This is a genomic window from Marinobacter algicola DG893, assembly GCF_000170835.1.
GTDB classification, from domain to species: Bacteria; Pseudomonadota; Gammaproteobacteria; order Pseudomonadales; family Oleiphilaceae; genus Marinobacter; species Marinobacter algicola.
Genome location: NZ_ABCP01000002.1, coordinates 146,267 through 171,127, shown reverse-complemented (window position 1 = coordinate 171,127; position 24,861 = coordinate 146,267). Strand labels below are relative to the sequence as shown.

At 54.8% G+C, this 24,861-nt stretch carries 23 protein-coding genes; 12 read left to right on the top strand and 11 right to left on the bottom strand.

All coding sequences use genetic code 11. The features are described from left to right. The first annotated feature begins 119 nt into the window (after positions 1–119). Positions 120–791 carry a hypothetical protein gene (locus MDG893_RS03020; RefSeq protein ID WP_007152247.1) on the top strand — a complete coding sequence of 224 codons (672 nt, stop codon included), beginning with the start codon at positions 120–122 and terminating at the stop codon, positions 789–791. Here MDG893_RS03020 and MDG893_RS03015 read toward each other — a convergent pair. The 3 genes from MDG893_RS03015 to MDG893_RS03005 form a co-directional block, all read right to left on the bottom strand. After that, a complete protein-coding gene (locus MDG893_RS03015) occupies positions 762–1,766 on the bottom strand; it encodes a bile acid:sodium symporter family protein (RefSeq protein WP_007152246.1) in 1,005 nt (334 codons plus the stop codon). The two genes, MDG893_RS03020 and MDG893_RS03015, sit on opposite strands and share 30 nt — an antisense overlap. Next, positions 1,763–2,443, bottom strand: a complete 681-nt coding sequence (locus MDG893_RS03010; protein WP_007152245.1) for a FadR/GntR family transcriptional regulator — start codon at positions 2,441–2,443, stop codon at positions 1,763–1,765. Before MDG893_RS03010 ends, MDG893_RS03015 begins: the two co-directional genes overlap by 4 nt. Before the next feature lie 88 nt (positions 2,444–2,531). Beyond that, a complete protein-coding gene (locus MDG893_RS03005) occupies positions 2,532–4,013 on the bottom strand; it encodes a flavin-containing monooxygenase (protein ID WP_007152244.1) in 1,482 nt (493 codons plus the stop codon). A 96-nt stretch (positions 4,014–4,109) separates the two neighbouring features. Here MDG893_RS03005 and MDG893_RS03000 point away from each other — a divergent pair, with 96 nt between their 5' ends. Then, the gene (locus MDG893_RS03000) at positions 4,110–4,838 is read left to right on the top strand and encodes a class I SAM-dependent methyltransferase (RefSeq protein ID WP_007152243.1); all 729 of its coding nucleotides are present in this window, start codon (positions 4,110–4,112) and stop codon (positions 4,836–4,838) included. 79 nt (positions 4,839–4,917) lie between these two features. Here the strand turns inward: MDG893_RS03000 and MDG893_RS02995 are convergent, their stop codons facing one another. Beyond that, positions 4,918–5,886, bottom strand: coding sequence for a beta-ketoacyl-ACP synthase III (locus MDG893_RS02995; protein ID WP_007152242.1), 969 nt, complete (start codon positions 5,884–5,886; stop codon positions 4,918–4,920). Positions 5,887–6,072: 186 nt separating this feature from the next. Between MDG893_RS02995 and MDG893_RS02990 the strand changes: the two genes are divergently transcribed. The 3 genes from MDG893_RS02990 (at position 6,073) to MDG893_RS21030 (ending at position 7,503) form a co-directional block, all read left to right on the top strand. Further along, a complete protein-coding gene (locus MDG893_RS02990) occupies positions 6,073–6,855 on the top strand; it encodes a hypothetical protein (protein WP_007152241.1) in 783 nt (260 codons plus the stop codon). A 91-nt stretch (positions 6,856–6,946) separates the two neighbouring features. Then, positions 6,947–7,201: an HP1242/YdcH family protein gene (locus MDG893_RS02985; RefSeq protein WP_007152240.1), complete on the top strand. Its 255-nt coding sequence runs from the start codon at positions 6,947–6,949 to the stop codon at positions 7,199–7,201. A gap of 149 nt (positions 7,202–7,350) precedes the next feature. Further along, positions 7,351–7,503: a hypothetical protein gene (locus MDG893_RS21030; RefSeq protein WP_167319384.1), complete on the top strand. Its 153-nt coding sequence runs from the start codon at positions 7,351–7,353 to the stop codon at positions 7,501–7,503. A gap of 19 nt (positions 7,504–7,522) precedes the next feature. Here MDG893_RS21030 and MDG893_RS02980 read toward each other — a convergent pair whose 3' ends face one another. Then, positions 7,523–8,410 (bottom strand): LysR family transcriptional regulator, encoded by an 888-nt coding sequence (locus MDG893_RS02980; protein WP_007152238.1) that lies wholly within the window; start codon positions 8,408–8,410, stop codon positions 7,523–7,525. Positions 8,411–8,657: 247 nt separating this feature from the next. Between MDG893_RS02980 and MDG893_RS02975 the strand changes: the two genes are divergently transcribed. Further along, positions 8,658–9,599, top strand: coding sequence for a DMT family transporter (locus MDG893_RS02975; RefSeq protein ID WP_007152237.1), 942 nt, complete (start codon positions 8,658–8,660; stop codon positions 9,597–9,599). Here the strand turns inward: MDG893_RS02975 and MDG893_RS02970 are convergent. The 5 genes from MDG893_RS02970 to MDG893_RS02950 form a co-directional block, all read right to left on the bottom strand. After that, positions 9,583–10,806, bottom strand: coding sequence for an MFS transporter (locus MDG893_RS02970; protein WP_050776455.1), 1,224 nt, complete (start codon positions 10,804–10,806; stop codon positions 9,583–9,585). The two genes, MDG893_RS02975 and MDG893_RS02970, sit on opposite strands and share 17 nt — an antisense overlap. Before the next feature lie 92 nt (positions 10,807–10,898). Then, positions 10,899–11,801, bottom strand: a complete 903-nt coding sequence (locus MDG893_RS20430; RefSeq protein ID WP_007152235.1) for a peptidoglycan-binding domain-containing protein — start codon at positions 11,799–11,801, stop codon at positions 10,899–10,901. Between the two features lie 106 nt (positions 11,802–11,907). Next, positions 11,908–13,911: a methyl-accepting chemotaxis protein gene (locus MDG893_RS02960; RefSeq protein ID WP_007152234.1), complete on the bottom strand. Its 2,004-nt coding sequence runs from the start codon at positions 13,909–13,911 to the stop codon at positions 11,908–11,910. 75 nt (positions 13,912–13,986) lie between these two features. Further along, positions 13,987–14,892: an ABC transporter substrate-binding protein gene (locus MDG893_RS02955; protein WP_244264379.1), complete on the bottom strand. Its 906-nt coding sequence runs from the start codon at positions 14,890–14,892 to the stop codon at positions 13,987–13,989. 339 nt (positions 14,893–15,231) lie between these two features. Next, positions 15,232–16,494 carry an MFS transporter gene (locus MDG893_RS02950; protein ID WP_007152232.1) on the bottom strand — a complete coding sequence of 421 codons (1,263 nt, stop codon included), beginning with the start codon at positions 16,492–16,494 and terminating at the stop codon, positions 15,232–15,234. 214 nt (positions 16,495–16,708) lie between these two features. Between MDG893_RS02950 and MDG893_RS02945 the strand changes: the two genes are divergently transcribed. Beyond that, complete coding sequence (locus tag MDG893_RS02945; protein ID WP_007152231.1) at positions 16,709–18,157, top strand: malate:quinone oxidoreductase; 1,449 nt, start codon at positions 16,709–16,711, stop codon at positions 18,155–18,157. An 83-nt stretch (positions 18,158–18,240) separates the two neighbouring features. On the opposite strand, the gene MDG893_RS02940 is transcribed toward MDG893_RS02945, so the two are convergent. Beyond that, a complete protein-coding gene (locus MDG893_RS02940; RefSeq protein ID WP_007152230.1) occupies positions 18,241–19,548 on the bottom strand; it encodes an ATP-grasp domain-containing protein in 1,308 nt (435 codons plus the stop codon). Between the two features lie 242 nt (positions 19,549–19,790). Here MDG893_RS02940 and MDG893_RS02935 point away from each other — a divergent pair, with 242 nt between their 5' ends. The 5 genes from MDG893_RS02935 to MDG893_RS02915 all read left to right on the top strand — a co-directional run bounded on the left by MDG893_RS02935 (position 19,791) and on the right by MDG893_RS02915 (position 24,857). Further along, on the top strand, positions 19,791–20,471 hold the full coding sequence (locus MDG893_RS02935; RefSeq protein WP_007152229.1) for a glutathione S-transferase family protein: 681 nt from the start codon (positions 19,791–19,793) through the stop codon (positions 20,469–20,471). A 2-nt stretch (positions 20,472–20,473) separates the two neighbouring features. Beyond that, complete coding sequence (locus MDG893_RS02930; RefSeq protein ID WP_007152228.1) at positions 20,474–21,163, top strand: glutathione binding-like protein; 690 nt, start codon at positions 20,474–20,476, stop codon at positions 21,161–21,163. 84 nt (positions 21,164–21,247) lie between these two features. Continuing rightward, entirely contained in the window at positions 21,248–22,144 is an 897-nt protein-coding gene (locus MDG893_RS02925) for an AraC family transcriptional regulator (RefSeq protein WP_007152227.1), read from the top strand. A gap of 389 nt (positions 22,145–22,533) precedes the next feature. Beyond that, the gene (locus tag MDG893_RS02920) at positions 22,534–23,826 is read left to right on the top strand and encodes an ABC transporter substrate-binding protein (protein ID WP_040474258.1); all 1,293 of its coding nucleotides are present in this window, start codon (positions 22,534–22,536) and stop codon (positions 23,824–23,826) included. An 83-nt stretch (positions 23,827–23,909) separates the two neighbouring features. Continuing rightward, positions 23,910–24,857, top strand: coding sequence for a carbohydrate ABC transporter permease (locus MDG893_RS02915; protein WP_007152225.1), 948 nt, complete (start codon positions 23,910–23,912; stop codon positions 24,855–24,857). Positions 24,858–24,861: the final 4 nt, after the last annotated feature.

The following is a 24,861-nucleotide window of genomic DNA, read 5'->3' as shown; positions in this document are numbered from 1 at the left end:
TTATACTTTGCCGAGTGTGGGATTTTTTATGGTGGACGCTTTTTTTCATATCCTAGGTGACCAGATTACATTTGTCTCTCAAAAATTTAATGAAAGTCTGATGAATGAGTTACAACTCTATGAATTGTTGGGAAGTATTGGGTATTGAGCCCACCGGAGATCATGCCCGTATCAGGGCGGCTTATGAGCAGCAGGAAAAGTTCGCTTCCGGTGAGGAACTTGAACAACTGCGGCAGGCATTCAAGGAAGCAACGGGCGGCGAGTCGCAAATGGCCAGCGATCCATCCGATGCCGATAATGAAGGGCAACCTCAGGTTGCTGAAACCCCTGCGGCAGTGAGACAGGAGGCTGAAGGGCTGGATGCATCGGAACGTCAGGTGGTACGCGAGGTGGTGATTCAGGTCCGAGCCCTGCTGAATGATTCCAGTCGCAGCAAGGACGCGCAGATTTGGAAAGCGATTCTCGGAGAACCGCCTGCGGATCAGCCTCATGTTCGCAAGGAAATTGCCGACACGCTGGAGCCTCAGGTTCGCCCGATGGCGGAAAACGGCAGCTTCCCGGCACCGGTTGTGCAGTTTCTGGCAGGGTGGTTTGACTGGTATAGCTTGCGGGACGCACATGCGCACGACGCTGACGAGGACGATACGGAGGCGGAAAAGTCAGCGGGGGATCAACAGCCGCAGGAAGAACTGCCGCCCCAGATGGTTAACTTCTGGCCGGCAGTCATTGGCTGGATCGTCGGCCTGGCTGTATTGGCAACCTTATTCAGTGGTATGGGGGGCGGCGGCTGACGCGGCCTCAATCTTGCGGCGATACGTCTGAGCCAGCATGGCCCCCACAATGACCTGAATCTGGTTGTAGCACATGATCGGCAGCACGATCATGCCAAATCCGGGATGGCCGGAGAACAGCACCTTGGCCATGGGCAGGCCGGACGCCAGACTCTTCTTTGAGCCGCAGAACACCACGGCGGCCTCGTCTTCCAGGCTGAATCCAAACCGGCGAACCACGAACATTGCCAGCACCATAAAAAACCCCAGTAACGCGAAGCACAGCAAAATGGCCAGCAGAATCGCCTTCAACGGCAGGTTCTGCCACAGGCCACTTGCGACCGAATGGGAAAAGGCGGAATACACGATCAGCCAGATCACACACTGGTCATAGCGGGAGGTGAGCGTTTCATTCCGAGCCAGGAAACCACCCAACAAGGGACGCAGGCCGTGGCCAACCGCAAACGGAAGAAGCAGTTGCAGCACGATGTCTTTGAGCGCCTCAGCTACCGAAAAACCGCCGTCGCCCGACGTGCTTACCAGCAGCAACAGCAGGAACGGTGTCAGCATCATGCCAAATACGTTGGAAGCGGCAGCGCTACAAATGGCGGCGGGCACGTTGCCCTTTGCCATGGCGGTATAGGCAATCGAGGAAGAAACGGCTGACGGCAGCACACCCAGATACAGGAATCCCAACCCCAGATCGGCCGGCATCCATTGAGGTGCAAAGCGGCTGATTTCATTGATGGGCAATGCCATCAGGGGAAAGAAAACGAAGGTGAAAGCGGTAATGATGATGTGCAGGCGCCAATGGGTGGCACCGGCCACGATCTGTTCACGTGAAAGCGCTGCTCCATGGAGGAAAAACAGAAGTGCCACGGCCACAGTGCCTGCGGTTGCCAGGGCGCTGGCCGCATCACCACGCACCGGCAGGAACGTGGCGAGGACAATCGCACCCAAAAGCAGTAGCGTGAAAGTATCGAGCCTGAATTTCATGGATGCGTCTTCCCCAAGGCTTGAAGGCTTGGCTGGAGCAAGGCTCTCGACAGCGTTTCCGCCTTCGCGGAGTCCTGTCGTCGGATTGCCGCCAGTAGCAGTTCATGGTCCTCCTGGGAAGGTTCAGGAAGTTCTGAATCGAGTTCAGTCAGTTCAATGGTTTGTGTTACCGCATGGGCGAAATAGTCGTACAGCTCCGACAGGGCGGGGTTGTGTGACGCTGCGACCAGGGCCGTATGAAAGGCATGATCGTGACGGATGCGACTTTCAACGTCGTCACCGGCTTTCGCCCGCTCATCCAGGGCGAGTGTCATTCTCTCCAGGTCCCGTGCGTCCCGACGTTCCGCAGCGAGCTTCGCAGCCTCGGTTTCCAGCATGATCCGTACTTCGAGCTTGTCTCTTAACTGGGCGCGGCTGATCCTTCGCAGGGTCTCTCCAGCGTCCTTTGTGGCTCGAACGTAGGTGCCATCGCCCTGGCGCGTCTCCAGCATGCCGGCATGCACCAGAACCCTGACTGCTTCACGAACAGTGTTACGGCTCACGCCAAGGGACTCCGATAGTTGCGCTTCAACGGGCAGTCGTTCGCCAATTGCCCAGTGACCATTTTCAATGGCCTGGCGCAGGCTTCCTATGGCGGTTTCGACGAGAGAGCCCTTGGAAATTCTGGCGAGGTGCATGTTTAAGATCCTGACAAGTGATGACCCAATCATCCTACGAATGTGCTCAAGCTGTCAAACCGACAGAACTCCATAGAGCAATCAGAGCCTAAACGGAAAGATGCAGGAACTCGTAGTCATCCGGATTCACCTCTCTCGTAGCCTTACGATAGGTGAAGGTAAAACCGGGCCAGTTCACGGTGTTCTTGCCGTTACTGTCCAGGTACCAGGAGTGGCAACCGGATTCCCAAACGCTGTCTTTAAGTCTGGCCTGAACGTCCTCAGAGAATGCTCGAAGCCGATCTGGTTTTACATCCATTGCCGTGCCGGGTGTTGCGTTCAATGTATTGATGCAGCCGAGCACGTACCGGACCTGAGACTCCAGCATGTACACAATGCTGTTGTGGGCGAGGTTTGTGTTGGGCCCGTAGAGCATGAAAAGGTTGGGAAATCCGGAAACCGCAATGCCTTTGTAGGCCTCTGACCCAGTGGCCCAGGCCTGATTAAGCGACACGCCCTCGCGGCCGGTGATCTCCATTGGCGACAGGAATTCCGAGGCTGCAAATCCGGTCCCCAGTATGATCGTGTCCAACCGGTGCAAGGAGCCGTCGGTAGTAATCACGCCTTCCTCCACGATACGCTCGATACCTGTGGTGACGAGCTCGACATGAGGCTGATCAACGGCCGAATACCAGTCGTTGGAAATCAGTATCCGTTTGCAGCCGATCTTATAGTCCGGAATCAGATGCCTGTACTTCCCGGGATCGCGAACCTGATGTTTGGCAAAGCGCTTTGCCTGCCAGGCAAAAAGCTCGAGCAAGCTGTTAAAGCGAGTGAAGGCCAGCGCGCGAATTTCATTCTTCCAATAGATCAGGGAGCGGTAGATGCGATCCCAGGCCGGAACCTTCTGGAACAGTGCCTGCTCCCATTTATAGAACGGTCGGTCAGGTTTAGGCAGTACCCAGGCAGCGGAACGCTGGAAAAGGCTGAGAGCTTTTACCTTTGGCACTATTTCCGGTACGAATTGAATGGCGCTGGCGCCGGTACCAATCACGCCAACGCTCTTACCGCTCAGGTCGTGGCCATGGTCCCAGCGGGCGGAATGAAACGTTTTGCCTGCAAAGGTATCAAGGCCGGGAATGTGCGGCCAGGCAGGCTGATTCAACTGGCCGGTAGCGGTGACAACGACATCGGCGGTCAGGGATTCTCCGTCGGTGGTGGTGACTGTCCAGGTGTTGGTGGCGTCGTTGAAAGCTGCGCTGGCGACTTCCTTGTTGAACCGGATATGCGCCGCGAAATCGTACTTCTCGACGCAGTGTTGCATATAGCCAAGAATTTCGGGCTGCAACCCGAACTTTCTTGACCAATCGTGTTTGGGCTCAAAGGAGAAGGAGTACAAGTGAGACTGAACGTCACAGGCGGCGCCAGGGTAGGTATTATCTCGCCAGGTGCCCCCAACCCCAGGCGCTTTTTCCAGCAGGGTAAAGGTCTTAATGCCGGCGTTCCGGAGCTGGATGGCCATGCACAGGCCGCCAAAGCCGGTACCAATGATGATGACAGACGGTGTGGTACTGAGGACACTCTCGTTCACGGAACCTTCCCTTTGACATTATTCTGGGAATTCGGATACCTGATAGATTACATCAGGACAACTCACGAAACGGTAAAATCGCTTTAGGAGTTCAACATGTCTCAGAATATCTACGATAATCAAGCTTTCTTTGACGGGTATGCCCAGCTGCCGCGCTCTCAGTTTGGTTTAGAGGCCGCCCCCGAGTGGGAGTCAGTTCAGGCCATGCTCCCGGATCTTGCCGGAAAACGGGTCATTGATCTCGGATGTGGGTACGGTTGGTTTTGTCGCAGTGCGCGAAATGCAGGCGCCACGGAGGTGCTTGGCATAGATTTGTCCGAAAAAATGCTGGCACGGGCGCGCGAGCTTACCGACGACAGCGGCATCAGCTATCAACGCGGCGACCTCGAACAGCTCGCACTGCCGAGCCAAGCGTTCGACCTGGTGTATAGCTCACTGACGCTACACTATCTCCCCGACCTCGCTCCGTTGCTCGGCGCTGTCTATCAGACACTACAGCCAGGAGGATGGTTGGTCTTTACCACTGAACACCCGATCCATACCTGCGCGGTTCAGCAAGGCTGGCTCATTGATAGCGAAGGCCAGCGGTCATGGGCGGTCAATAGTTATCAGAACGAAGGCCGACGAGTTAGCAACTGGCTGGCTGATGGCGTGATCAAATACCACCGAACTTTGGGCACCACGTTGAACGCGCTGATAGCTGCTGGTTTTGTGCTTCGCCACGTGGATGAATGGGGCCCGAGCGCTGAGCAGATCAGAGCGAACCCGGCGCTCGCTGAAGAAGCGGAACGGCCCATGATGGTGCTAATATCTGCGCAAAGATAAATGCGTCAGGTAATACGGACGCTTGAGCAATGAGCAGAGACGGTTGGGAGGTGGACAAACAGGTCGAATCCGATTGACGTCAGAATCGGATTAACGCAGAACCCCATGTAAACCCGCCGCCGAAGGCTTCCAGCAGCAGCACCTCATTTTTCTGGATGCGACCATCGCGAACGGCAACGTCCAGTGCCAGCGGAATCGACGCAGCAGAGGTATTCCCGTGCTTGTTGACGGTCACCACCACCTGGTCCATGGACATGTTCAGCTTGCGAGCCGTGGCCGCGATAATCCTCAAATTAGCCTGGTGCGGTACCAGCCAGTCCACATCGGACTTCTTCATCTGGTTGGCTTCCAGGGTTTCGTCCACAATTCTACCCAGGGTGTTCACGGCAATCTTGAACACTTCATTGCCTTTCATGTGAACATGGCCTTTGCCAGCCCGGACCTGGTCGAAACCATCGCCAATACCAAAGGGAACGTGGAGCAGGTCTTCGTATTTGCCGTCAGCATGGATGTGGGTCGAGAGAATGCCGGTTTCCTCGCTGGCCTCCAACACTACGGCGCCGGCACCGTCACCGAACAGCACACAGGTGCCTCGGTCTTCCCAATCCAGAATGCGGGAGAACAGCTCCGCGCCAACCACCAGAACCTTTTTGCTGCTGCCGGTTTTGATGAACTTGTCAGCAACCGATAACGCATAGACAAACCCGCTGCAAACGGCCTGGATATCGAACGCCGGGCAGCCATGGATATCGAGTCGCGCTTGTAGAATGCACGCTGAGCTGGGAAAGATTTTGTCCGGAGTGGATGTGGCGAACACAATCAGATCAATGTCGGCAGGCTGAAGACCGGCGGCTTCAATGGCCTTGCGAGATGCTTTCTCAGCAAGATCGACGGTGGTTTCACCTTCTACGGCGATGTGTCGCTGTTCAATGCCGGTACGCTCACGAATCCACTGGTCGCTGGTGTCGACGATTTTCTCCATGTCTTCGTTTGTCATGACATTCTCGGGCAGATAGGAGCCCGTGCCGACAATTCGCGCGTACGTCATGTGCTAGTTTCCTCAGGTGAACGGATCAATACTCAAATTCTTTCAATCATCCTATACCCTATTGATCGCTCCCAGCTATTAGCGTTTTGTCAAAGATGAGCAGGAGATACCCCGGAAAAGCTGGTACTCAGCCCTTAATCAGCTATACCTGTAGACAGGAACTCGTGTTGTGAAGGAGTGCTGCTGATGACAGACCTTCCCCTCGGTATGAAGTATTACCTGCTTATTTTCACCTCAAGCCTGATTGAAGACCTCAATGACTATGGCGTCAAATGGATAGCGAACGAACCGGGCATTGCGATTCGTGACGTTGAGAAGGCGTTTTTCTGTGCTCGGGCCCTCGAAACCAGGATGCCGGACGAACCTGGCCAGGCTGACCCACGCCTGTGGCCGGAGCTTATGAAGTCGATCCATACCATTCGGCGCGTCCTGGACGTGGTCGAGAAAACGACGTTCGATGCTGTGATCGCCGAGGCCATGGAAACCACATCCGATATAGCCCGAGCGGATATCAGGCACGTCTTCGAACAGAAACGGGAAGCAGGGGAGGTGGATTTCCGGCTTCACGGACTTCTCAACACCAAGCCGGACTCCGGCGAACCGGATCCCGCGGTGCGCGAGGCCTTCATGCTGAAACGGGCTCGTCGCTATCAGAGCTTTATGGCCTTCGACGGCGCCACGCTGAATGACGACGAAAAAGTGATACTGAATGACGCGCAATCGGTCGCCCGCCACATAATGGATGGCGACCGTGATAACCGTCGAATTGATGCGTTGCTCGTTATGGGCGCCGTGCTGATTGAAACGGCCAGCGTGAGACCGAAAGCCAGGATACCCCGACTGATCCGGGACAGCTTTGATCGCATGGCCACAAAGGCCGCAATGGCTCTCGGTGCCATTGTCTACCGGGACGAGTATCGCGAGTTTAAAGCTTCTCTCGGATTAGAACGGCTGGATTCGGATTTATAGGGAGCTGCTTTATAACGTTTTAACGGTTCACAACTCCCGATGATGAATGGCATCCTGACTAACCACTCTGCGAAAAGAAGGAGACGAGGTAATGGGCATTTCCAACCACGAACTTCATAACGAATTTCCCCAATTCGGCGAGTTGATCGACGAGCTCAGAAAGAACGACCCGACGTTTCAGCACCATTTCCGGCAGTACGCAGAGCTGGATCAGGAAATTGAAGGCCTGGAGCGCAGGGATGCCCCGATCGGGGATGATCAGTTGCACCAGATGAAACAACAGCGCCTGCAACTGAAAGATGACCTGTATAAGACGTTGGTAAAGAAGTCGAACGGGGCAACATAGGTACAAGTTGCTAGGCTCGCAGGCCCCGAAACCAGGCCTCGTAGTGGTTTCCAAGTATGGGGCCGGGCAGGGATCATCCATAAAATAGGTAACTACTTAAAACCGATTCCGGTTACCCCTTTTTTGTTACCGATAGATGGATGATTGAAATGAAAAGAGCCGCATCACTGTATAAAGGGTGGAGAATGAAGCGCAACTTCCTCCACCTGGTCATGACCATGGAACCCCGCCTTCTGAAGGACGTTGGTTACCCACCTGAGCTTGTTGCACAGCGTCTGGATACGCCATTCTGGAAGTTCTGATCTGTTATAAAACAGATAATTACAGAGATGTCCTAAGAAACTGGACAAATTCTCTGGCACGCCTTGGCAGGTACCGTCGGTCCGAATACATTGCGTAGATCGAGCGGGGTACCGGCTCCGCGCCAAGCTTTAATTGCTGAAGCGTGCCAGTTCTGAGTTCTTCAGCCACATAGGCGCGAGGCACCATGGCGATGCCCAGCCCCTCTTTTACTGCCTCGATTAACATCATGGAGTTGTCCGCCACCAGGGGCCCCGTGACGCTGACAGATTTTGTCTGGCCTGAACTTCTCGAAAGCAGGAACTCCCATCGCTTTGCATCTGAACTCATACTGTATACAAGGCATTGATGGGTTGACAGATCATCGACCGAGGCCGGCACACCGGCCTCGGCCAGATAACCCGGTGAGGCCACCAGAATACGATCGAGCGCTCCCAGCCGCATTGCCACAAGCGATGAGTCTTCCGGTGCTTCTATCCCCCGAATGGCCACATCAACGCCGCTTCCAACCAGATCGGTGAGTTGGTCGCTCATCTGTAGCCGAAGGGACAGAGACGGGTGTTCTTTCTTGAACTGGAGAATCAACGGGCTGAGAACCTTGATGGACAGAGAAACCGGGCTGGCAATAACCAACTCGCCCGACAGATCGCCGGTATCAGCAACGGAATCGAGCATTTCGCTGGTCTGCTCAATGATAGAAAGGCAATAGGTGTAGAATCGCTCGCCTTCGTCCGTGAAGCTGATCGTACGGGTATTACGGTTGATCAGCTTCGAGCCCGTCCAGGATTCGAGGAAGCGGACGTACTTGGAAATAACCGCGTTCGAGCACTGGAACTCGTCGGCAGCAGCCGTAAACGAGCCCAGTTCATAAATTCGCTTGAAATACTCCACACCCTTGAGGCGGTCCATGCCGGCGCTCCACATCAGACCTTGATTGATGAGGGAATTATACAGGCAAGCGCCAGAGTGTGGCTGAATTCTACCGGGTCTGCCGATCAGACCCTTTGAGTCGTCGGAACAGGGGCCTGCGCTGACAAAAACCGATGAATTTCGGGGAATCGATGCGCAAATCGACAAAGCAGTTTTCACGAAACGTGTGGTGATCCGCAACCGCCGCACCGGGATGATAGGGCTCGCCACTAACGGAGGAAACACCATGAAACAACGTGCGAATACCGCATCCCATCAACCCGATGTAACATCCATGCTTTTGTTATTGGGTGTTGGCTTGCTGATAGCCCTTATGCTGCCACTTTCCAGGGCCGCCATGGACATCGGCATGACACCGTTGGCGTATGCCTTCTGGCAGGCCTTGGGCGGAGGTATCCTACTGGTTATCTGCGGTCGCCGGGGTTCCCCGGTACGACTCAGCAGGGAGTTAGTCCGGTATTTTGGCATCAGCGGCCTGACCGCCATTGCCGTTCCCAATGCGCTGGCCTTCATTGTTGTTGCGAATATTGGGGCCGGACTGACAGCAACTCTCTATGCACTGCCATCCCTTGCCACCTATGGGATTGCTGTTATTCTGGGCATGGAAGCACTGAGCAGGAAAAAGTCCGTTGGACTCAGTCTGGGGGTTGCCGGGTGTGTCTGGATCCTGTCGCCTAACCCGGCGGGCATCAACCCGGACTCATTACCATGGCTGCTTCTGGGTATGTTGGTTCCGCTATCCCTCGCCGTTGGCAATGTGTATCGCACATCTCATTGGCCAAAAGGGGCTACCCCAGAGCAGTTGGCCCCCGGAATGCTACTGGCGGGCGCCGCACTGATTTTACTGGTGGTTGTGGTGTCAGGGAGTGCACATTCACTGCTTTTTAGCGGGATGGATCTCTGGACCATCGTGGCCGTTCAGTCTGTCCTGACTGCGATCAGTTATCGCGGATTCTTTCATTTACAGAAGCGCACATCGCCAACGTTTCTCAGCCAACTGGGGTTCGTGATTACGCCCGCCGGCTTGCTGTTCGGGATCATGTTTTTTGGTGAATCCTATGGATGGGCCGTATGGGGTGGCGTGGTTCTGCTCTTGATAGGCGTTGTACTGGCAAACGGTCCCACCCGTGAACGTAAAAACTGCAGCGCGGTTAGTGATCCTGGCTAAACGCAACGTCGTTGTCGACACGCTCTGCACCGGATTGCTGGCGCCATGCCAACAGAAATATGGCGAGCCCGGCAGCGGCCGTTGTGGCTCCGACATACCCCGTGGACTGCCACCCCACGCCGGCACTGATAGCCATACCGCCCAGCCAGGGACCAAGCGCATTGGCTACGTTAAACGCAGCGTGGTGAGAGGCGGCAGCCAGTGTCTGAGCACCGTGCGCCACATCCATCAGGTGAGTTTGCAGTGCTGGCCCAAGGCCAACCATCAAGGCGACCAGGAAGCACATCACCAGCATGGTCCAGATGTTTTCCGTGGCATAGGGATACAGGAGCAGCATGCTGATGCTCCAAAGCAACATCCAGCCAACGCTGCGAAACTGGAGGCGATCAAACAGCCAGCCTCCGAGGATGTTGCCAATGAATCCTCCAAGCCCGAAGACCGCGAGTGCGATCGGAATCCAGAAGGGATTGACCCCGGTGACTTCCAACAATGTTGGAGCCATATAGCTGAACACACAGAACATGCCGGCAAACCCGATGGAGCCGATGGCCAACGGATACCAGATTTCCGGGCGATTGAACGCCCGGATTTCCGAGAACGGGCTTTGCCGTTCCTCTTGTCGATTGAGAGGCAGGAAAAGAACAATCATCAAGCCGGTAAGGGCTGCAATAGCACCGACGAACCCGAAGGCGTACCGCCAATCCAGGTGTTGCCCGAGAATCGTTGCCAACGGGTTTCCGATCAACAGCGCGAGGGTAAGCCCCATCATGACCAGGCTCACTACCTTGGCGCGTTTGTTGAAAGGTACGAGTGAGGCGGCAACCAGGGCGGCAACGCCGAAATAGGCGCCATGGGGAAGGCCGGCGATGAACCGAAACACCAGAAGTGATCCATACCCGGGTGCCAGGGCACTGGCAATATTTCCCAGGGCGTAGAACGACATCAATAGGATCAGCAGGTGCCGGCGATAGAGCCTGGCTCCACCAATGGCCAGGATAGGGGCACCAACGACGACGCCCAGCGCGTACGCACTGATCAAGTGGCCAACTTGCGGCTCTGTCACGCCCAGATCCAGGGCAACGCCAGGCATAAGCCCCATGATGGCAAACTCTCCTGTGCCAATCCCGAACCCGCCCATGGCGAGTGAGAATATGATCAGTGTAATCCTGGCGGGAGAGTACGGAGCATCCTGCAATTGAGAGGGCATGGGGTGGTCGGCCTTGGCTGCAAGTCAGTAAATTTGAAAAAAGGCCAACCAGTTTGAGCTAATCCAAAGCTTTTCGGAATACGCGTATGTCCTCAGATCAGCCAGCCGAAGAGGAAGTCGAACAGCGAGCTGAAAAAACCGCCACTGCTCTTCGCCACGGTGGTGGATTCCGAAGTGTTATCTGAAGAGGGACTTGAAGCCTGCAATGATTCCGAAATCTCCGGATTGTCAGAAGCCATCGGTTCTTCCGGCAACTGATAATCAACATCCGTTGATGTCTCCTCGGTCGCCTCGGAAGGTACATTGAGAGCCACCGAAGGTTCTGCATCAACGGTTGATAGCTCTTCGACTGTTGACGTTTCCTCCACGACCGAGCGCTGTTCTGTGGTTGGAGGTTTCTCTGTAATTGAGGGTTTGTTCGCGGCCGCAGGCTTGTTCGTGGCTGAGGGCTTCTCCGTGGCTGAAGGCTCTTCAACAGCCGCAATTACAACAGGTTCGCTTTCCGGTTCCTTTAGTGTCTGAAGGGCAGAGGCAGGGGCAGGTGCAGCCTCTTCTTCCAAGGTTGGCGCTGCTGTAGATACCGACACTGGCTCTGGCTGAACCTCCGGTTCCGGCGCGACTGCAACGGGTCGTTCTGCATCGGGTGAACCGAAACGCTGCTTACTGACCCCTGCATCAGCCATCGCACCCTCACGGCTTGGCGCGGAGTTGCCAGTAACGGCGTCCTTGGCGGCGATTCCCAGGGCGGACAGCGTTTGTGGGTCCAGGTCTCCAGTGGCCTGCAACCCTTCGTGACCGGATTGATACTTGCGGATGGCCGAGCGCAGGGTGTCGTCCATCCACCCATCGGCCTTGCCAATGTCATATCCCGCACCATAGAGGGCATTTTCAGCAGCAAAGATAGTGTCGGCAGGATCGGCCTGAGCGACTGCACAAAAGGACGCCGTTAGCGCGGCAAAAAAGCCGGGCGTCCTGGTAAAGCGTGAATGGCTCATGGGTGAATCTCTCCCTGATACGCTGTATTGCTTTTGTTTGAGTATTGAAAGTATCAGTAATTGAACATGTCGCCTATGACGCAGTTAACACAAGTGGAAAAGGGCTCTAGCCCGATGTCTTGAAGCGACGCACCAGGCCGTTAAGGTCCTCCGCCATATCCGCCAGGGAGTTGCTGGACTGGTTTACGTGGGCAATATCGTCGGTGAGTTTGTCGATGGCGCTACTACTGGCCTCCACGTTCTGAGTCATCTCAGCAGCGGTCGCCCGCTGTTGCTCAGTGGCGCTTGCAACTTGTGTCGTCATGTCCACGATCCGGTTCACGGCGGCCATAATTTCCGACAGGGCAGCACCGGATTTGCCAGCTTCCTCACTGGCTTCCGAGGCCATCTGTTTGGCCTTGCTCATATCAACCACCGCGCCGGCGGCACCGCTTTGCAGATTCGAAACGATCCGCTCGATGTCGACCGTGGAATCCTGAACTCGCTTGGCGAGGCCACGAACCTCATCGGCAACTACCGAAAACCCGCGGCCCGCGTCTCCCGCACGTGCTGCTTCGATAGCGGCATTGAGGGCAAGGAGGTTGGTTTGTTCTGCGATGGCCTGGATAACGCCCAGTACGTTGCCGATCTCACCGGATTCATCTTCAAGTCGCTGGATCCGCTTTGACCCTGCTTCGACCTGTTCCGCCAGCCGGGTAACGGATTTGATCGCGGTCGACACCGTTTCCTGGCCGGTTCCTGCCAGCTCGGCGGCCTGGCGTGCTGATTCATCCGTGTCATTGGTGTTGGACGCGATCTCGTCGGAGGTGGAGACCATTTCCTGCATCGCCGCCGAAACCTGAGTCACTTGATCCCGTTGTTGCTCGGCGTTGGCAGTGGTGCTGTTTGTAATACCGGACAACGATTCGGATTCCGTACTGAGACGCCGGGACGACGTAACAATCCGGGAAATAATGTCTTCCAGCGTTTCCAGGAAAGCATTTACCGCAGAGATAAAGTCGCCGATTTCGTCCGGGCGGCCTTTGGTCAGCCGGGTAGAAACGTCGCCTTCGTTATTTCCGATGTTCTCCAGGTATCCCAGGATTTCTGAGCGGGCACGTTTGACGCTGTTGCCCATCATACGGCTCATCAGCAGCGCGACCACCAGCCCCAGAATGACAGACGCAACAAATGCGGCGAGTGTCAGCTTAAGCGCAGCCTCGGTCTCTGCTTCTGCATCATCGGCCACGGTTTCAAGAGAGGCAAAAACGGCTTCTTCAAGACTCTTCGCCATATCAGTGATCTGGGGGCCCACCACGTCAAGTTTGTCTTCTTTTGTCCGGATCATCGCTTTTTGCTGAACCAGCAATTTGTCGACCGAAGCCTGGTACTTCGTGAGTGCCTCTATCGCGGTATCAAAATACTGTCTGACGTAATCGGGGACTGAATCCATATCCAGAAACTCGAGCGCATCGGAAATATCCTCCATGGCGTAGCCCAGGGCGGTTTCAGAGGATTCGTCACCATCGGCAAAGAAGCGCTGAGAAGCCATTCGCATCATGAGAGTGTCGTGGATCAATTGTTCCAGAACGATTCGCAGCCGGCTGTCAGGCTCTCTATTAGTAACGCCATCCATGGCCCTGCGCAGGGCCTCTGAGGCAGTAGGGCCGTACTGGTCGAGTTCATTGGCGATGATATTTTTGACTTGCTGCTTAGCGGGTACCAGCTCGTTTTTGAAGACATTCGCATACTTCAATGTCGCCTCTTCGATCTCTGCTACCAGTCGCGCGCGGTCGGCACTTCTAATCGTCTCTTGCGCTGCTGATAGCTCACGGAAGAAATCCGTTTCCAGCTGCTCGAAGCGGGCCAGGGTATCTTCGTTACCCGAGGCATAGTAATCAAAAACTCTCAACCTCATGGTGTAAAGATTGATAAGCACGCCAGTCGCCACAGCCGTTTCCGGGGCCAGGTCCCTTGCCACCGAATCCATTCGAGCATCAAGGTTCTGAAACTCCCGGATGCTGTAAAAGGTGACGAGGGCAAACAAAAGCAAAATGAAAACAGGCGCTATCAGGAGTTTTCCGCTGACACCAAGCCGACGTTCAATGAATTCTAGTTTTTCTACAGCCACTGGTTTGCCCCTCTATGCGTGCGAGATCTCTTGGTTAACGGCGGGGCCAGGATAATCTGGAGCCGCTCAACCAATTTATTCAACGAAGTTTGCTTGAGTCGCAATCATGGGGGAAAGCTCCAGGTTCCAGTGAGCCATCCCGCTTCGGCTGTATATGTAGTGTCCGCTCAGGGAATTCATTTTCGGGATGCGGGAGGGCTTGACGCCGTTCAGGATAAGGGACGCCAAGCGGGCGGCAGTAATACCCTCCTGGTGAGCCGAAATGGTGAAGCCGCCAATGGCTTGCTGCTTGCCAATGTTAATATCCCAAAAAGAGAAGATGGGAACCCGGCTTTGATTAAATGCCCTGGTAATGAGCTCGTCCGGCGCTATGTAGGTGCCTTCTGCGTCTCGGATGGTGTGGTGGGTCCCGACAATGATTGCATCGTACAGTTCGTGGGCCCGAACAACCGCCTGCAACCAGGTGTCTTTGTCGTTGGTAAGGACGATGTCTAGTTTGGAGCCATATATTTCGGCACTTCTCTTGTCGCCGAAGTATTCATTGACAGCGTTTCGCATTGTGGGTGAGTCGTCCATCAATACCAGAAAGTGTTTATCCACTCTCAATACTTTCTGAAGATGACGGATGCTCTCCTCAAAAAATGGCCGTTCCAGCAAGCCGGCAACCAAATCGTGTTCCAGGGTAGGGTGCTGGACCGTTCCGCCATTGACGCCCAGAAATACAACCGGAATCTTCCGCTCAACCAAATGGTCGGCCATCAGCGAAAATGCGTTGTCATCTCCAAGAATGGCGATGTCAGGTTGGATTTCGGAAATGGATTGCTGGAGGCTGGCTACTTTTTGCGGCCATTCTGGTTTCGGCAATCGTTTGGTGTCGAGAGCAAGCACGTGAATATCGTGATCGTCACCCAGTACTGACTGTACCGCGGCGATATAATCGGCATCCCACTTGTAGCCTTGATGGTAGCTTTCGATGATCACGACGGTTTTGCTGAAACACAGGGGGCTTACCAGCAGGAGAGCCAGGAGGAGCGTACGCATTGGGTGTTCCTTTTTATTGTCCGAGTGAAGTCTGCACCCGTTCTTTCTTGTTGAAAGCGCTTGTTTTTATCGTTATCCCGTGACATGAAGCAGGAATCGCACCAAATACATAACCAACTGTTTTATAAACGTATTGTTTAAGGAGGCAGGCATGTGCGGCTTTGAGTGTCTGGGTATAAGGACATAATATTCAGAATAACGGGAAGGCTGTCCGCTTTATCGGACAGATCTGTCCTGAAGTCCGGACTCTGGTGGGTGGTTCGTCACGGCCGGTGTGTTTCAGGCGTTTGTTTCGAACTTCGAAGCTCGGCGGGACGCCCAGGCAAACCCAAGCAACCCGACAATCGGGCCAGGAACCAGCAGCCAGGCAGCATCCAGACCAATACGATCAAACAGCGCAGTAGTTGCAGCAATCGACACCACGGTAATCGCAAAGCCGATGGAGTTCTGAATCGCCAGTGCGGCACCGACCACTTCCTTCGGACAAGCCTGGGCGGCCAGGGCGGAGAACTGGGGGGAGTCCGCAATCACGGTTGCGCCCCAGGCAAGCAGGAGAATTCCCAGCCACATGGCGGGCAAATCACGCCAGAAAAGGGCAAACACCACCGCACAAACGCAAGAGGAGGCCAACGCACCGAGCGCGACCTTTGCACTCCCGATACGGCGTGACAGCCCCCCCCCAACGAGACACCCCAGAGCTCCAATACCAATGATACTGAACGCCATGCCTGATAATCCGACGGCCGAGTACTCACTGATCAGTGCGGTGTTGGCCACAAGCAGTGGTACCACCGTCCAGAACGCGTAAAGCTCCCACATATGCCCGAAATAGCCCAGAGCTGCGGCACGAAATCGATTGACCTTGAAGGCGTCGAAGACCGTCAACGGCCGCTCGGAGCGGCTGCCCGATACCTGCTTTTTTTGACCGGCTCCGGGTAGGTGGGGGCCGTCCCCAAGCAGATGGATCAGAACCGCGCCGAGCAGCGCAAGCATCGATGACGCCAGGATAACGTACTGCCAGGGCAGGTCTGTGCCAGCTTCCCGTAATGCATGGGGTAGTGCGGTGCCAAGCGTCAGCATAGCGACAAGCTGGGCGAGTGCCTGTCCGGTCCGTTCGGGAGCCCAACTGACGATCAACTTCATACCCACGGGGTAGATCCCCGCCAAACTCAGGCCGACCAGGAAGCGGAACACAATGCCACTGGCCAAACCTTCCGAAAACCAGGCGAAGCAGGCGTTAAACAACGCACCGCAGGCCGCACTCACCACGAAAATAAGACTGGCACGATACCGTTCTGCCAGGCCTCCCAAAGCCATGATCATTGTACCCAGGATGAAGCCGCCCTGAACGGCGTTGGTCAGCCAGCCAATATCAGCGGCACTGATCTGCCAGCTGGTCATCAGGGTGTCGGTGGCACTGTTGGCGCTGAACCACAGCGATGTTCCGAACAGTTGGGCGAGGGCGATTGTCGCAACGGGGCCAAGCCTGCGCAAAAACCTTGAAGGGATGGGGGTAGCCCCCTCAAATTGTCCAGACGTCATAAATGCGCTCCCTATCCGTCGCGGCCATCAGTGTAGACTGAGCGGCTGGCACAGTATACTGATGTACCACCCATCGTTTGGCGTAGAACCCTTGGCGCCCGATGGAATAGATAGGAGAGTGGCAGGTTTTCAGTGTTCTCTGGAAGCGTGGTACCTTCGGGCAAGAAGACTTTATCGATGGATATCAGAAAACGACAGCAGGTGGATAGACTCTATGGACGTAATGATCATCGGCGCGGGGATTATGGGGACCACATTTGCCACGCTGGCAAAAGAGCTGGCCCCTGAGTTGAATATCACCATCCTGGAGAGATTGGAGAGTGCCGGAGAGGGTAACTCGTGGGTGTTCAACAACGCCGGCACCGGACACGAGGCAAACTGTGAGCTGAACTACACACCGGTGGACGAAGAGGTTATCTCCGTCGAAAAAGCCTTGAAGATCCACGCGCAATTCAATGTGGCCAAGCAGTTTTGGGCGCACCTGATCAAAAAAGGCGCCATTACGGACCCCAAGACGTTCATCAACCGGACCAAGCACTGCACCATCGTGTCTGAATCCTCAATCGATGAATTACGACTGCGTTTCAATGAAATGTCTGCTCATCATTTTTTTGAGAGCATGCGTTTCTCGGAGGATTTCGACGAGATCAAGAGCTGGATTCCCTATCTGATGGAAGGGCGTCCTCGCCATGAGAAAATGGCGGCTACCGTTATCGAAACAGGTACGGATGTGAATTTTGGCGCCCTGACGCAACAAATGGCGAAACACGCATCCCAGGACCTCGGTGTGAAGATTGAGTATGGCACCCACGTGAAGCGCGTACACAAGAGCCCCGCAGGGAGTTGGCTTGTTGAAACTGAACGCCACGGTGCCCCCGTTCGCTACAAAGCCGACGTACTGTTTGTAGGTGCGGGTGGGGGCGCATTCCCGATTCTTAAAAAGAGCCACCTGCCATTTGCGAAACGGTTTACGGGCTTTCCAGTCGGCGGGCGTTTCCTGCAGGCTCCTATCAGCGCAGAGCAGGCCGACCAGTACCGGGCAAAAACCTATGGCAAAGCGAAAGTAGGCGCGCCCCCCATGTCGGTGCCACATCTGGATTTGCGAGTGGCCGATGGCCAGCACTATCTACTGTTCGGGCCTTTCGCCTCCTTCAAACCCATACTTGAGAAAGGTCGCGGGTTCATTGACTACCTTCGGGCGATGCGCCTGCATGATATCCCGGGGTTGCTGAACGTTACGCTGGAACACTTCCCATTAGTGAAATATCTGGTTTCAGAGACGTTCAAGGGTGAGAAGAGCATGTTCGAGGAGCTTGAAAGCTTCGCGCCCGGCCTGAGCAAAAAGTTTGACTGGAAACCGGTGCACGCCGGCCAACGAGTTCAGATTATCAAGGACGGCGATCTGCAGATGGGCACAGAAATTCTCGTGTCCAAAGACAAAACGTACGGAACGTTGTTGGGCGCATCGCCAGGCGCATCGGTGTCGCCCGAGGTTATGCTGCGGTGCCTGGAACAATTGCTACCGGCCATTTTCGCCAAAGAGCACGCCAGGAAAGCGAAGAAAGAGATTTTTCCTGAAGATGATCTGGATACACTAGCCACGAACCCTGATCGTTATCGGGAAATTCGTGATGCCGTGAATAAACAGTTGGGGATAATTTGAGAAAAGGCGTTCCATGATTGCAGCGCTACAGGCCTGCATCATGGAACGCCCTAGTAACAACGCCTGAGTAGGAGTTGACGGCCCTAGACGTAGAAGTCCAGATCCTCCTGGGCTTTCAACAGGTCCCGCATCTTGATGGGGTCATCGCCAAAGAAGAAGACCAGGCCCCAATGCGTGCCAAAGGCAGAACGATCAGGAACCGTTTCTTCCAACGGCGCTACGAGTTCGTGTGACTCGAAATAGGGATGATCAACACATTCCGGAGGCATTTCCAGTTTGCTGACCACACGCCGGCGCGGATAAACGCCGAAGCAACCAGCGTAACCCTTGGCATCGACCACTTCGCGTGGGAAGAACTTTTCCACTTCCTCTTTGGTGCTCTTGGGATCAAATACCAGCATTGACGCCTGGTACGCATTGAACCCATACGCACGCTCAATAAGCTCAAACGCCTTAAAGCCGGGTGGGCGGTAAGCAATCTCACCAAAGTACATCACGCCATCTGCAGTGACAAAGTATTCCGGATGAATCAAACCAAACTGAATATCGAACGTCTTGATCAACAGTTCAATCTGCTTGGTGATGGCTTCCCGCCAACTTTCGAGTTCAGCGGTTGCTGGAACAAATACGGAATAGCCCAGCGTCACATACTCTGAAATGTTGAGGAACTGAATCTTGCCATCGTGGATCCAGGCTTCAACGGCAAACTCCCAGCCGCTTAAGTGGCTTTCCATAAGCAGCGGATATTCTTCCGCTGGAATACTGTCAATTTCCTCTAGGGTGCGGATCATCCGATGGCCGAGACAACCGGCCTTGTCGAAGGCTTTAACGTGAATCGGGTCGTCCGGATCGCCATCCAGTTTAAGCAGGGTCTGGTTGACACGCTTCATGAAACGAACGATGTCGTCTTTCTCGTGGGCTTCCTCGAAAATCCCGACCCGAATGCCGCCAAGCTGGGCACGGCGCTTCATCAAAGCCTTGTCACGGAACAGAATTGACTGCCCGTACATACGAGGATTGTCCAGCAGTACGGAGTTGATCGCGCCAGACCACTCAACAGTCTCTTCAAACAACGGCACGGCAACATCAACGCCTTCCTCCTTCAGCCTTTGAGCAATCTCCATGGAGCGATCATTCAGGCGAATAAAATCCCATGGGATAAAGGGGATCTTGTTCGCGGTGCAGAAGTCCGCGGCCCAATCGGGAGCAACCACGATGTAGCGTCGGTCAAACTTCTGCGCGGCCTTGATGGCATTGACACTCCAGCCAAGCAGGGCGATATAGCCTTTGTTCGGGTCTTTTGGGGTTTCGGTCCCTTTAACAGAGTCCATCTCTGGATCAAGCCAGGCGGCCACTTCATCTGATAAGGGTGCTTCTTGTGCTATCGACATGTGTCGTCCTCCTTGCAACTCGCCAGATCGGAGCATGTAAGTGATTGAAATTACTGGCAGGCAAGTATCGTGAGTGAATGCATCCTCCTTACTAACATAGTCGCTATCCGTCAAAAATGAAAAGAACGCTGCGGAATCAGCCGTTCCGTCACACGCTTGTTTACTTCAAATAATGAAGTTGAATGAATGCTCAACAATGCATACAGTGTGAGTTCCTTGCACAGATCGCCGGAGGCACCGCAATGATCAGATTCTATTTCCACCCCAGACCCAACCCAATGAAAGTGGCCCTGTACCTTGAAGAGACGGGCACGCCTTATGAACTGGTTCCCGTCGATACGCTCAAGGGCGAGCAGCATAAGCCGGAGTATCGGGCTATAAACCCGAACGGCAAAACCCCAGCCATCGAGGATGATGGTGTGCGAGTATTTGATTCCAATGCTATTTTGCTCTATCTGTCGGAGAAGAGCGGTAGGCTGGGCGGAACGCCGGAAAACCGGGCTGAGCTGCTGTCCTGGATGATGTTTGTGGCCTCTGGCCTGGGGCCGTATTCCGGTCAGTCAGTGCATTTCCGGCATGCCGCACCGGAACAGATTCCTTATGCCGCCAACCGCTACCAGCGAGAAGCACAGCGTCACTATGAAGTGCTGGATACGCATCTGGCAGATCGCACGTATCTGGTGGGCGAAGAGTTCAGTATTGCGGACATTGCAGCCTGGGGCTGGGTCGATAAAGCCGGTGTCGTGCTCGGAGATGCTGAATTGGCCGGCTTCCCGAACCTTAAACGGTGGTTTGACAGCATCAACAGTCGTCCGGCAGTCGCGCGTGCAAGAGCCGTCGGCCAGGACGTTCGGTTTCAGACCGAAATGGATGACACAGCCCGCCGGGCTCTTTTCCCGCAAAACTACCCTGAGCAGGCGTGATCATGATTGATCTTCACTACTGGCCAACGCCCAATGGCCACAAGATTACGATCTTTCTCGAAGAGGCGGGGCTTGAGTACGATATCCACCCGGTGGATATCAGTGCCGGAGACCAATTCAAACCATCGTTTCTGGCCATTTCACCCAATAACCGGATGCCTGCGATCGTTGATCACGCGCCGGCTACCGGCGGAGCGTCCCTTTCCGTTTTCGAGTCGGGAGCCATTCTGCTGTACCTGGCAGAAAAAACTGGTCGCTTTCTGCCTGCGGATCCTCAAGCCCGTATTAATGTCATACAGTGGCTGATGTGGCAGATGGGTGGGCTTGGTCCGATGGCGGGACAGAACCACCACTTCGTAAAGTACGCGCCGGAGAAGGTCCCTTACGCCATTCAACGTTACGTGAATGAGACCAATCGGCTTTATGGCGTACTCAACAAGCAGTTGGGAGGACGCGACTGGGTGGTGGATGACTACTCCATTGCCGACATGGCGATCTATCCCTGGGTTGTGCCACACGAGACGCAACAGCAGAACCTTGATGATTTCCCGAATCTCAAGCGGTGGTTCAGTGCCATGCAGTCGCGACCGGCGGTGGTCAGAGCGTATGAAAAGGGAGCCCCGTGGTCCAGTCGGCCAGCCGTGACGGAAGAGGGTAAGAGTCTGCTGTTTGGTCAGACGGCCAATCGATAGACGTCAAGCACGACTGATCTCCCTACTTGCTGACTTATTGGTTACACTGGTTCTACGCATCAGGAGAAAGCCGAAGAGAACGCAATGGGCGCTGAGAAGCAACGTATCCAACCAGAGTTCGAGTGGGTAGATCAGCGGGGTGACGAGTCGATCCGGTACCTGGATCACGGTTACCCGAGCCCACTTGTGCGCTGGCATTATCACGAGGAGTATGAACTCCATCTGATCACCGAGACCTCTGGAAAGGTTTTCGTGGGTGATTATATTGGCAATTTTGCCCCCAATAGCCTGATCCTTGTGGGGCCCAACCTTCCTCACAACTGGATCAGTCAGCTAGAGAAGGGCGAGCAGGTTGAACTTCGTGACCGCGTCATCAATTTTTCCCACGATCTGATTACCGCCTCTGAATCGGTGTTTCCTGAAACGCGGGCCCTGGCTCCGTTCTGGCAACGTGCTCAATACGGCATTGAGTTCCGGAATCGCGAGGGAATTGATAAGGCGATAGGGTTGTTTGAAGAAGTCGCCACTTCGAATGGCTTTCGACGCTTGACGCGTTTTTGGGCAATGGTTGAGATTCTGGCGGCGATGGATGACTATCGCGTGCTGTCCTCGTCTACCTACCTTCCGATTACCGATGAAAAGATCCTCAACCGACTGAACCAGGCGTTAAACCATATTTTCGAGCATTATCGGTCAAGTATCTCCCTGGAAGACGTTGCTGCGCATGTGAACATGAGCCCAACCTATTTCTCCAAGTTCTTCAAGAAGGCCACCGGCCATCGATTCATTGAATTCGTTAACACCCTTCGGGTCAACAAAGCCTGTGAACGCCTGGCACATACGGATGATCCAATTACGGAGATCTGCTTTCAGGTTGGCTTCAACAACATCGCCAATTTCAATCGCCGGTTTTCCGATGTGAAGGGCATGACGCCGTCTGAATACCGGCGAACCTCCATGGACGCGTTGTATCAGCGGTAATCAGTACCTCATCTGTTTTATCCCTCTCTCTGCACATCCTCTTTTTCTCTCAGAATGATACTTTCTGGTGACGTTCATGGGTTCCATTCAACCTTACTTTGTCGCCAATAGCCCACACAGCCTGTACTTGTAGCCGCCTTTAGCTAAATGAGCGGGGGAGGCGCCTCCATTCGTGATGGCAAAAAAGTACAGAAAAATGACAGGGTATGTATTTGTTCAGTTCTGACATTAAGCGTGTAATAGCACCATTGATTCGCTTTCCTGACGAGAGGTGATCCGTCAGATCAAAGTACCCGGAATGCACCGGCCAATACGGACATTCTGAACGACCTACTCCAAAAACAAACAGAGGTTGGAACATGAACAACAAACGATATCTGTCCGCTGTTATGGCGGTTGGCATGACGGCCGTCGCGTCCTCCGCAATGGCTGCCACCAAAGTAACCATTGGCACTGTTAACAATGGCGACATGGTTCGCATGCAGGGCCTTTCCGACGAATTCGAAAAGCTTCATCCAGACATCGATCTGAATTGGGTAGTGCTTGAGGAAAATGTCCTGCGCCAGCGCCTGACTACCGATATTGCGACGGACGGCGGTCAATTCGATGTGATGACAATTGGAATGTACGAGGCACCGATCTGGGGTGGGAAGGAGTGGTTGACCCCGATGGGTGATCTGCCTTCGGATTACGATCTGGCCGATATTTTTCCATCAGTCCTCGGCGGCCTGTCCTCCGACGGTACGTTGTACGCGCTGCCGTTTTACGCCGAAAGTTCGATGACATTCTATCGCAAGGACCTTTTTGAAGCCAATGGGCTGAGCATGCCTGATCAGCCTTCCTGGGACCAGATGAAGTCCTTTGCTGAGCAGCTCCATAAGCCGCAAGAAGAGCAGTACGGTATCTGCCTGCGCGGTAAGGCAGGGTGGGGTGAAAATATGGCGCTGGTTACCACCATGGCTAACGCCTTTGGCGCACGATGGTTTGATGAAAACTGGAAGCCTGAATTCACTGGCGAAGAGTGGGGCAACGCCGTCAGTTTCTACGTCGACCTTCTCGGGAACTACGGACCTCCGGGCGCCTCATCCAATGGGTTTAACGAAAACCTGGCGCTGTTCAACAGTGGCAAATGTGCCATGTGGGTGGACGCGACTGTCGCCGGATCATTTCTTACCGATGAGTCTCAAAGCAGGGTAGCGGAACACGTCGGCTTTGCCTTGGCGCCAGAACAGGTAACGTCAAAAGGTTCGGGATGGTTGTGGTCCTGGGCCCTCGCCGTTCCGGTGAGCTCAGATGCCAAGGAAGCGGCCAAGACCTTTATCACGTGGGCGACCTCGCGGGCTTACAGCCAGTTGGTTGAGGAAACCTATGGTATTGCCAACGTGCCGCCCGGCACACGCACCTCCACCTACGACAACGTTGAATACCTGGAAGCTGCGCCGTTCGCGACCCGAACCCTGGAAGCAATCGGCAACGCCGACCCCAACGATTCCACGTTGAATCCTTCCCCTTATGTGGGCGTTCAGTTTGCGGCCATCCCTGAATTTCAGTCGATCGCAACCCAGGTCGGCAAGCTGATCTCGGGCGCCCTGGCAGGGTCGATGTCGGTTGATCATGCCCTGAAAGCGGCACAGTCGATCACCCTTCGCGAGATGACTCGCGCCCGCTATTACTCCAACTGAATACCCGGCCAAGACGAAACAACAATGACCTTATGCAGGGCCCGCTTCGGCGGAGCCTGCTTGGGGGTCACCGGAGAACCGATATGAAGACAACCACTCTGAATGCAGGTCCCGCGAGCTCCGCCGCGGAACCCAAACAGGACAGCCGCCAGGGAGGTAAGAGAAAGACATCCCGCATCAATCGTTTTATGGTGTCGCCGTCGGTGCTCGTCCTGGCGCTGTGGATGGTGATCCCGCTGTCCATGACCATCTACTTTTCAGTGATTCGCTATAACCTGCTGTACCCCGCCGATAACGAATTTGTGGGGCTGGAGAACTTCCAATTCTTCGTCACCGATTTCGGTTTTATGGCGGGAATGAGCAACACCCTGCTGCTGGTCGGTGCCGTGCTGTTAATTACAGTGGTTCTGGGTGTACTGATTTCGCTGCTTGTTAACCAGGCGTTCTGGGGGCGGGGCATCGTCCGGATACTCCTGATATCGCCGTTCTTTATCATGCCGACCGTGAACGCGCTGATCTGGAAAAACCTGCTACTGCATCCGGTATCCGGTGTTTTTGCGGCCATCTGGAAGTTCTTCGGCGCCACGCCGATCGATTGGTTCTCTGAGTTTCCGTTGTTCTCGATCATCATGATCGTGTCATGGCAGTGGCTGCCTTTTGCCATCCTGCTGCTGATGACCGCTTTGCAGTCGCTGGATCAGGAACAACAGGAAGCGGCACGCCTCGACGGCGCCGGTCCCTGGGCTCTGTTCTTCCATCTCACCTTGCCGCACTTGGCGCGCCCGATCGCGGTGGTGGTGATGATCGAAACCATCTTCCTGCTGTCGATCTTTGCCGAAATCTTCACCACCACGGGCGGTGGCCCGGGTTATGAGACCACCAACCTTGCGTACCTCATCTACAGCCAGGCGTTGCTGCAATTCGATGTCGGACTGGCCTCAGCCGGTGGCCTGATCGCCGTCGTGCTGGCCAATATTGCCGCCTTCTTCCTGGTGCGGCTGATCGGCAAAAGCCTGACAGAAAAACAATGATTCC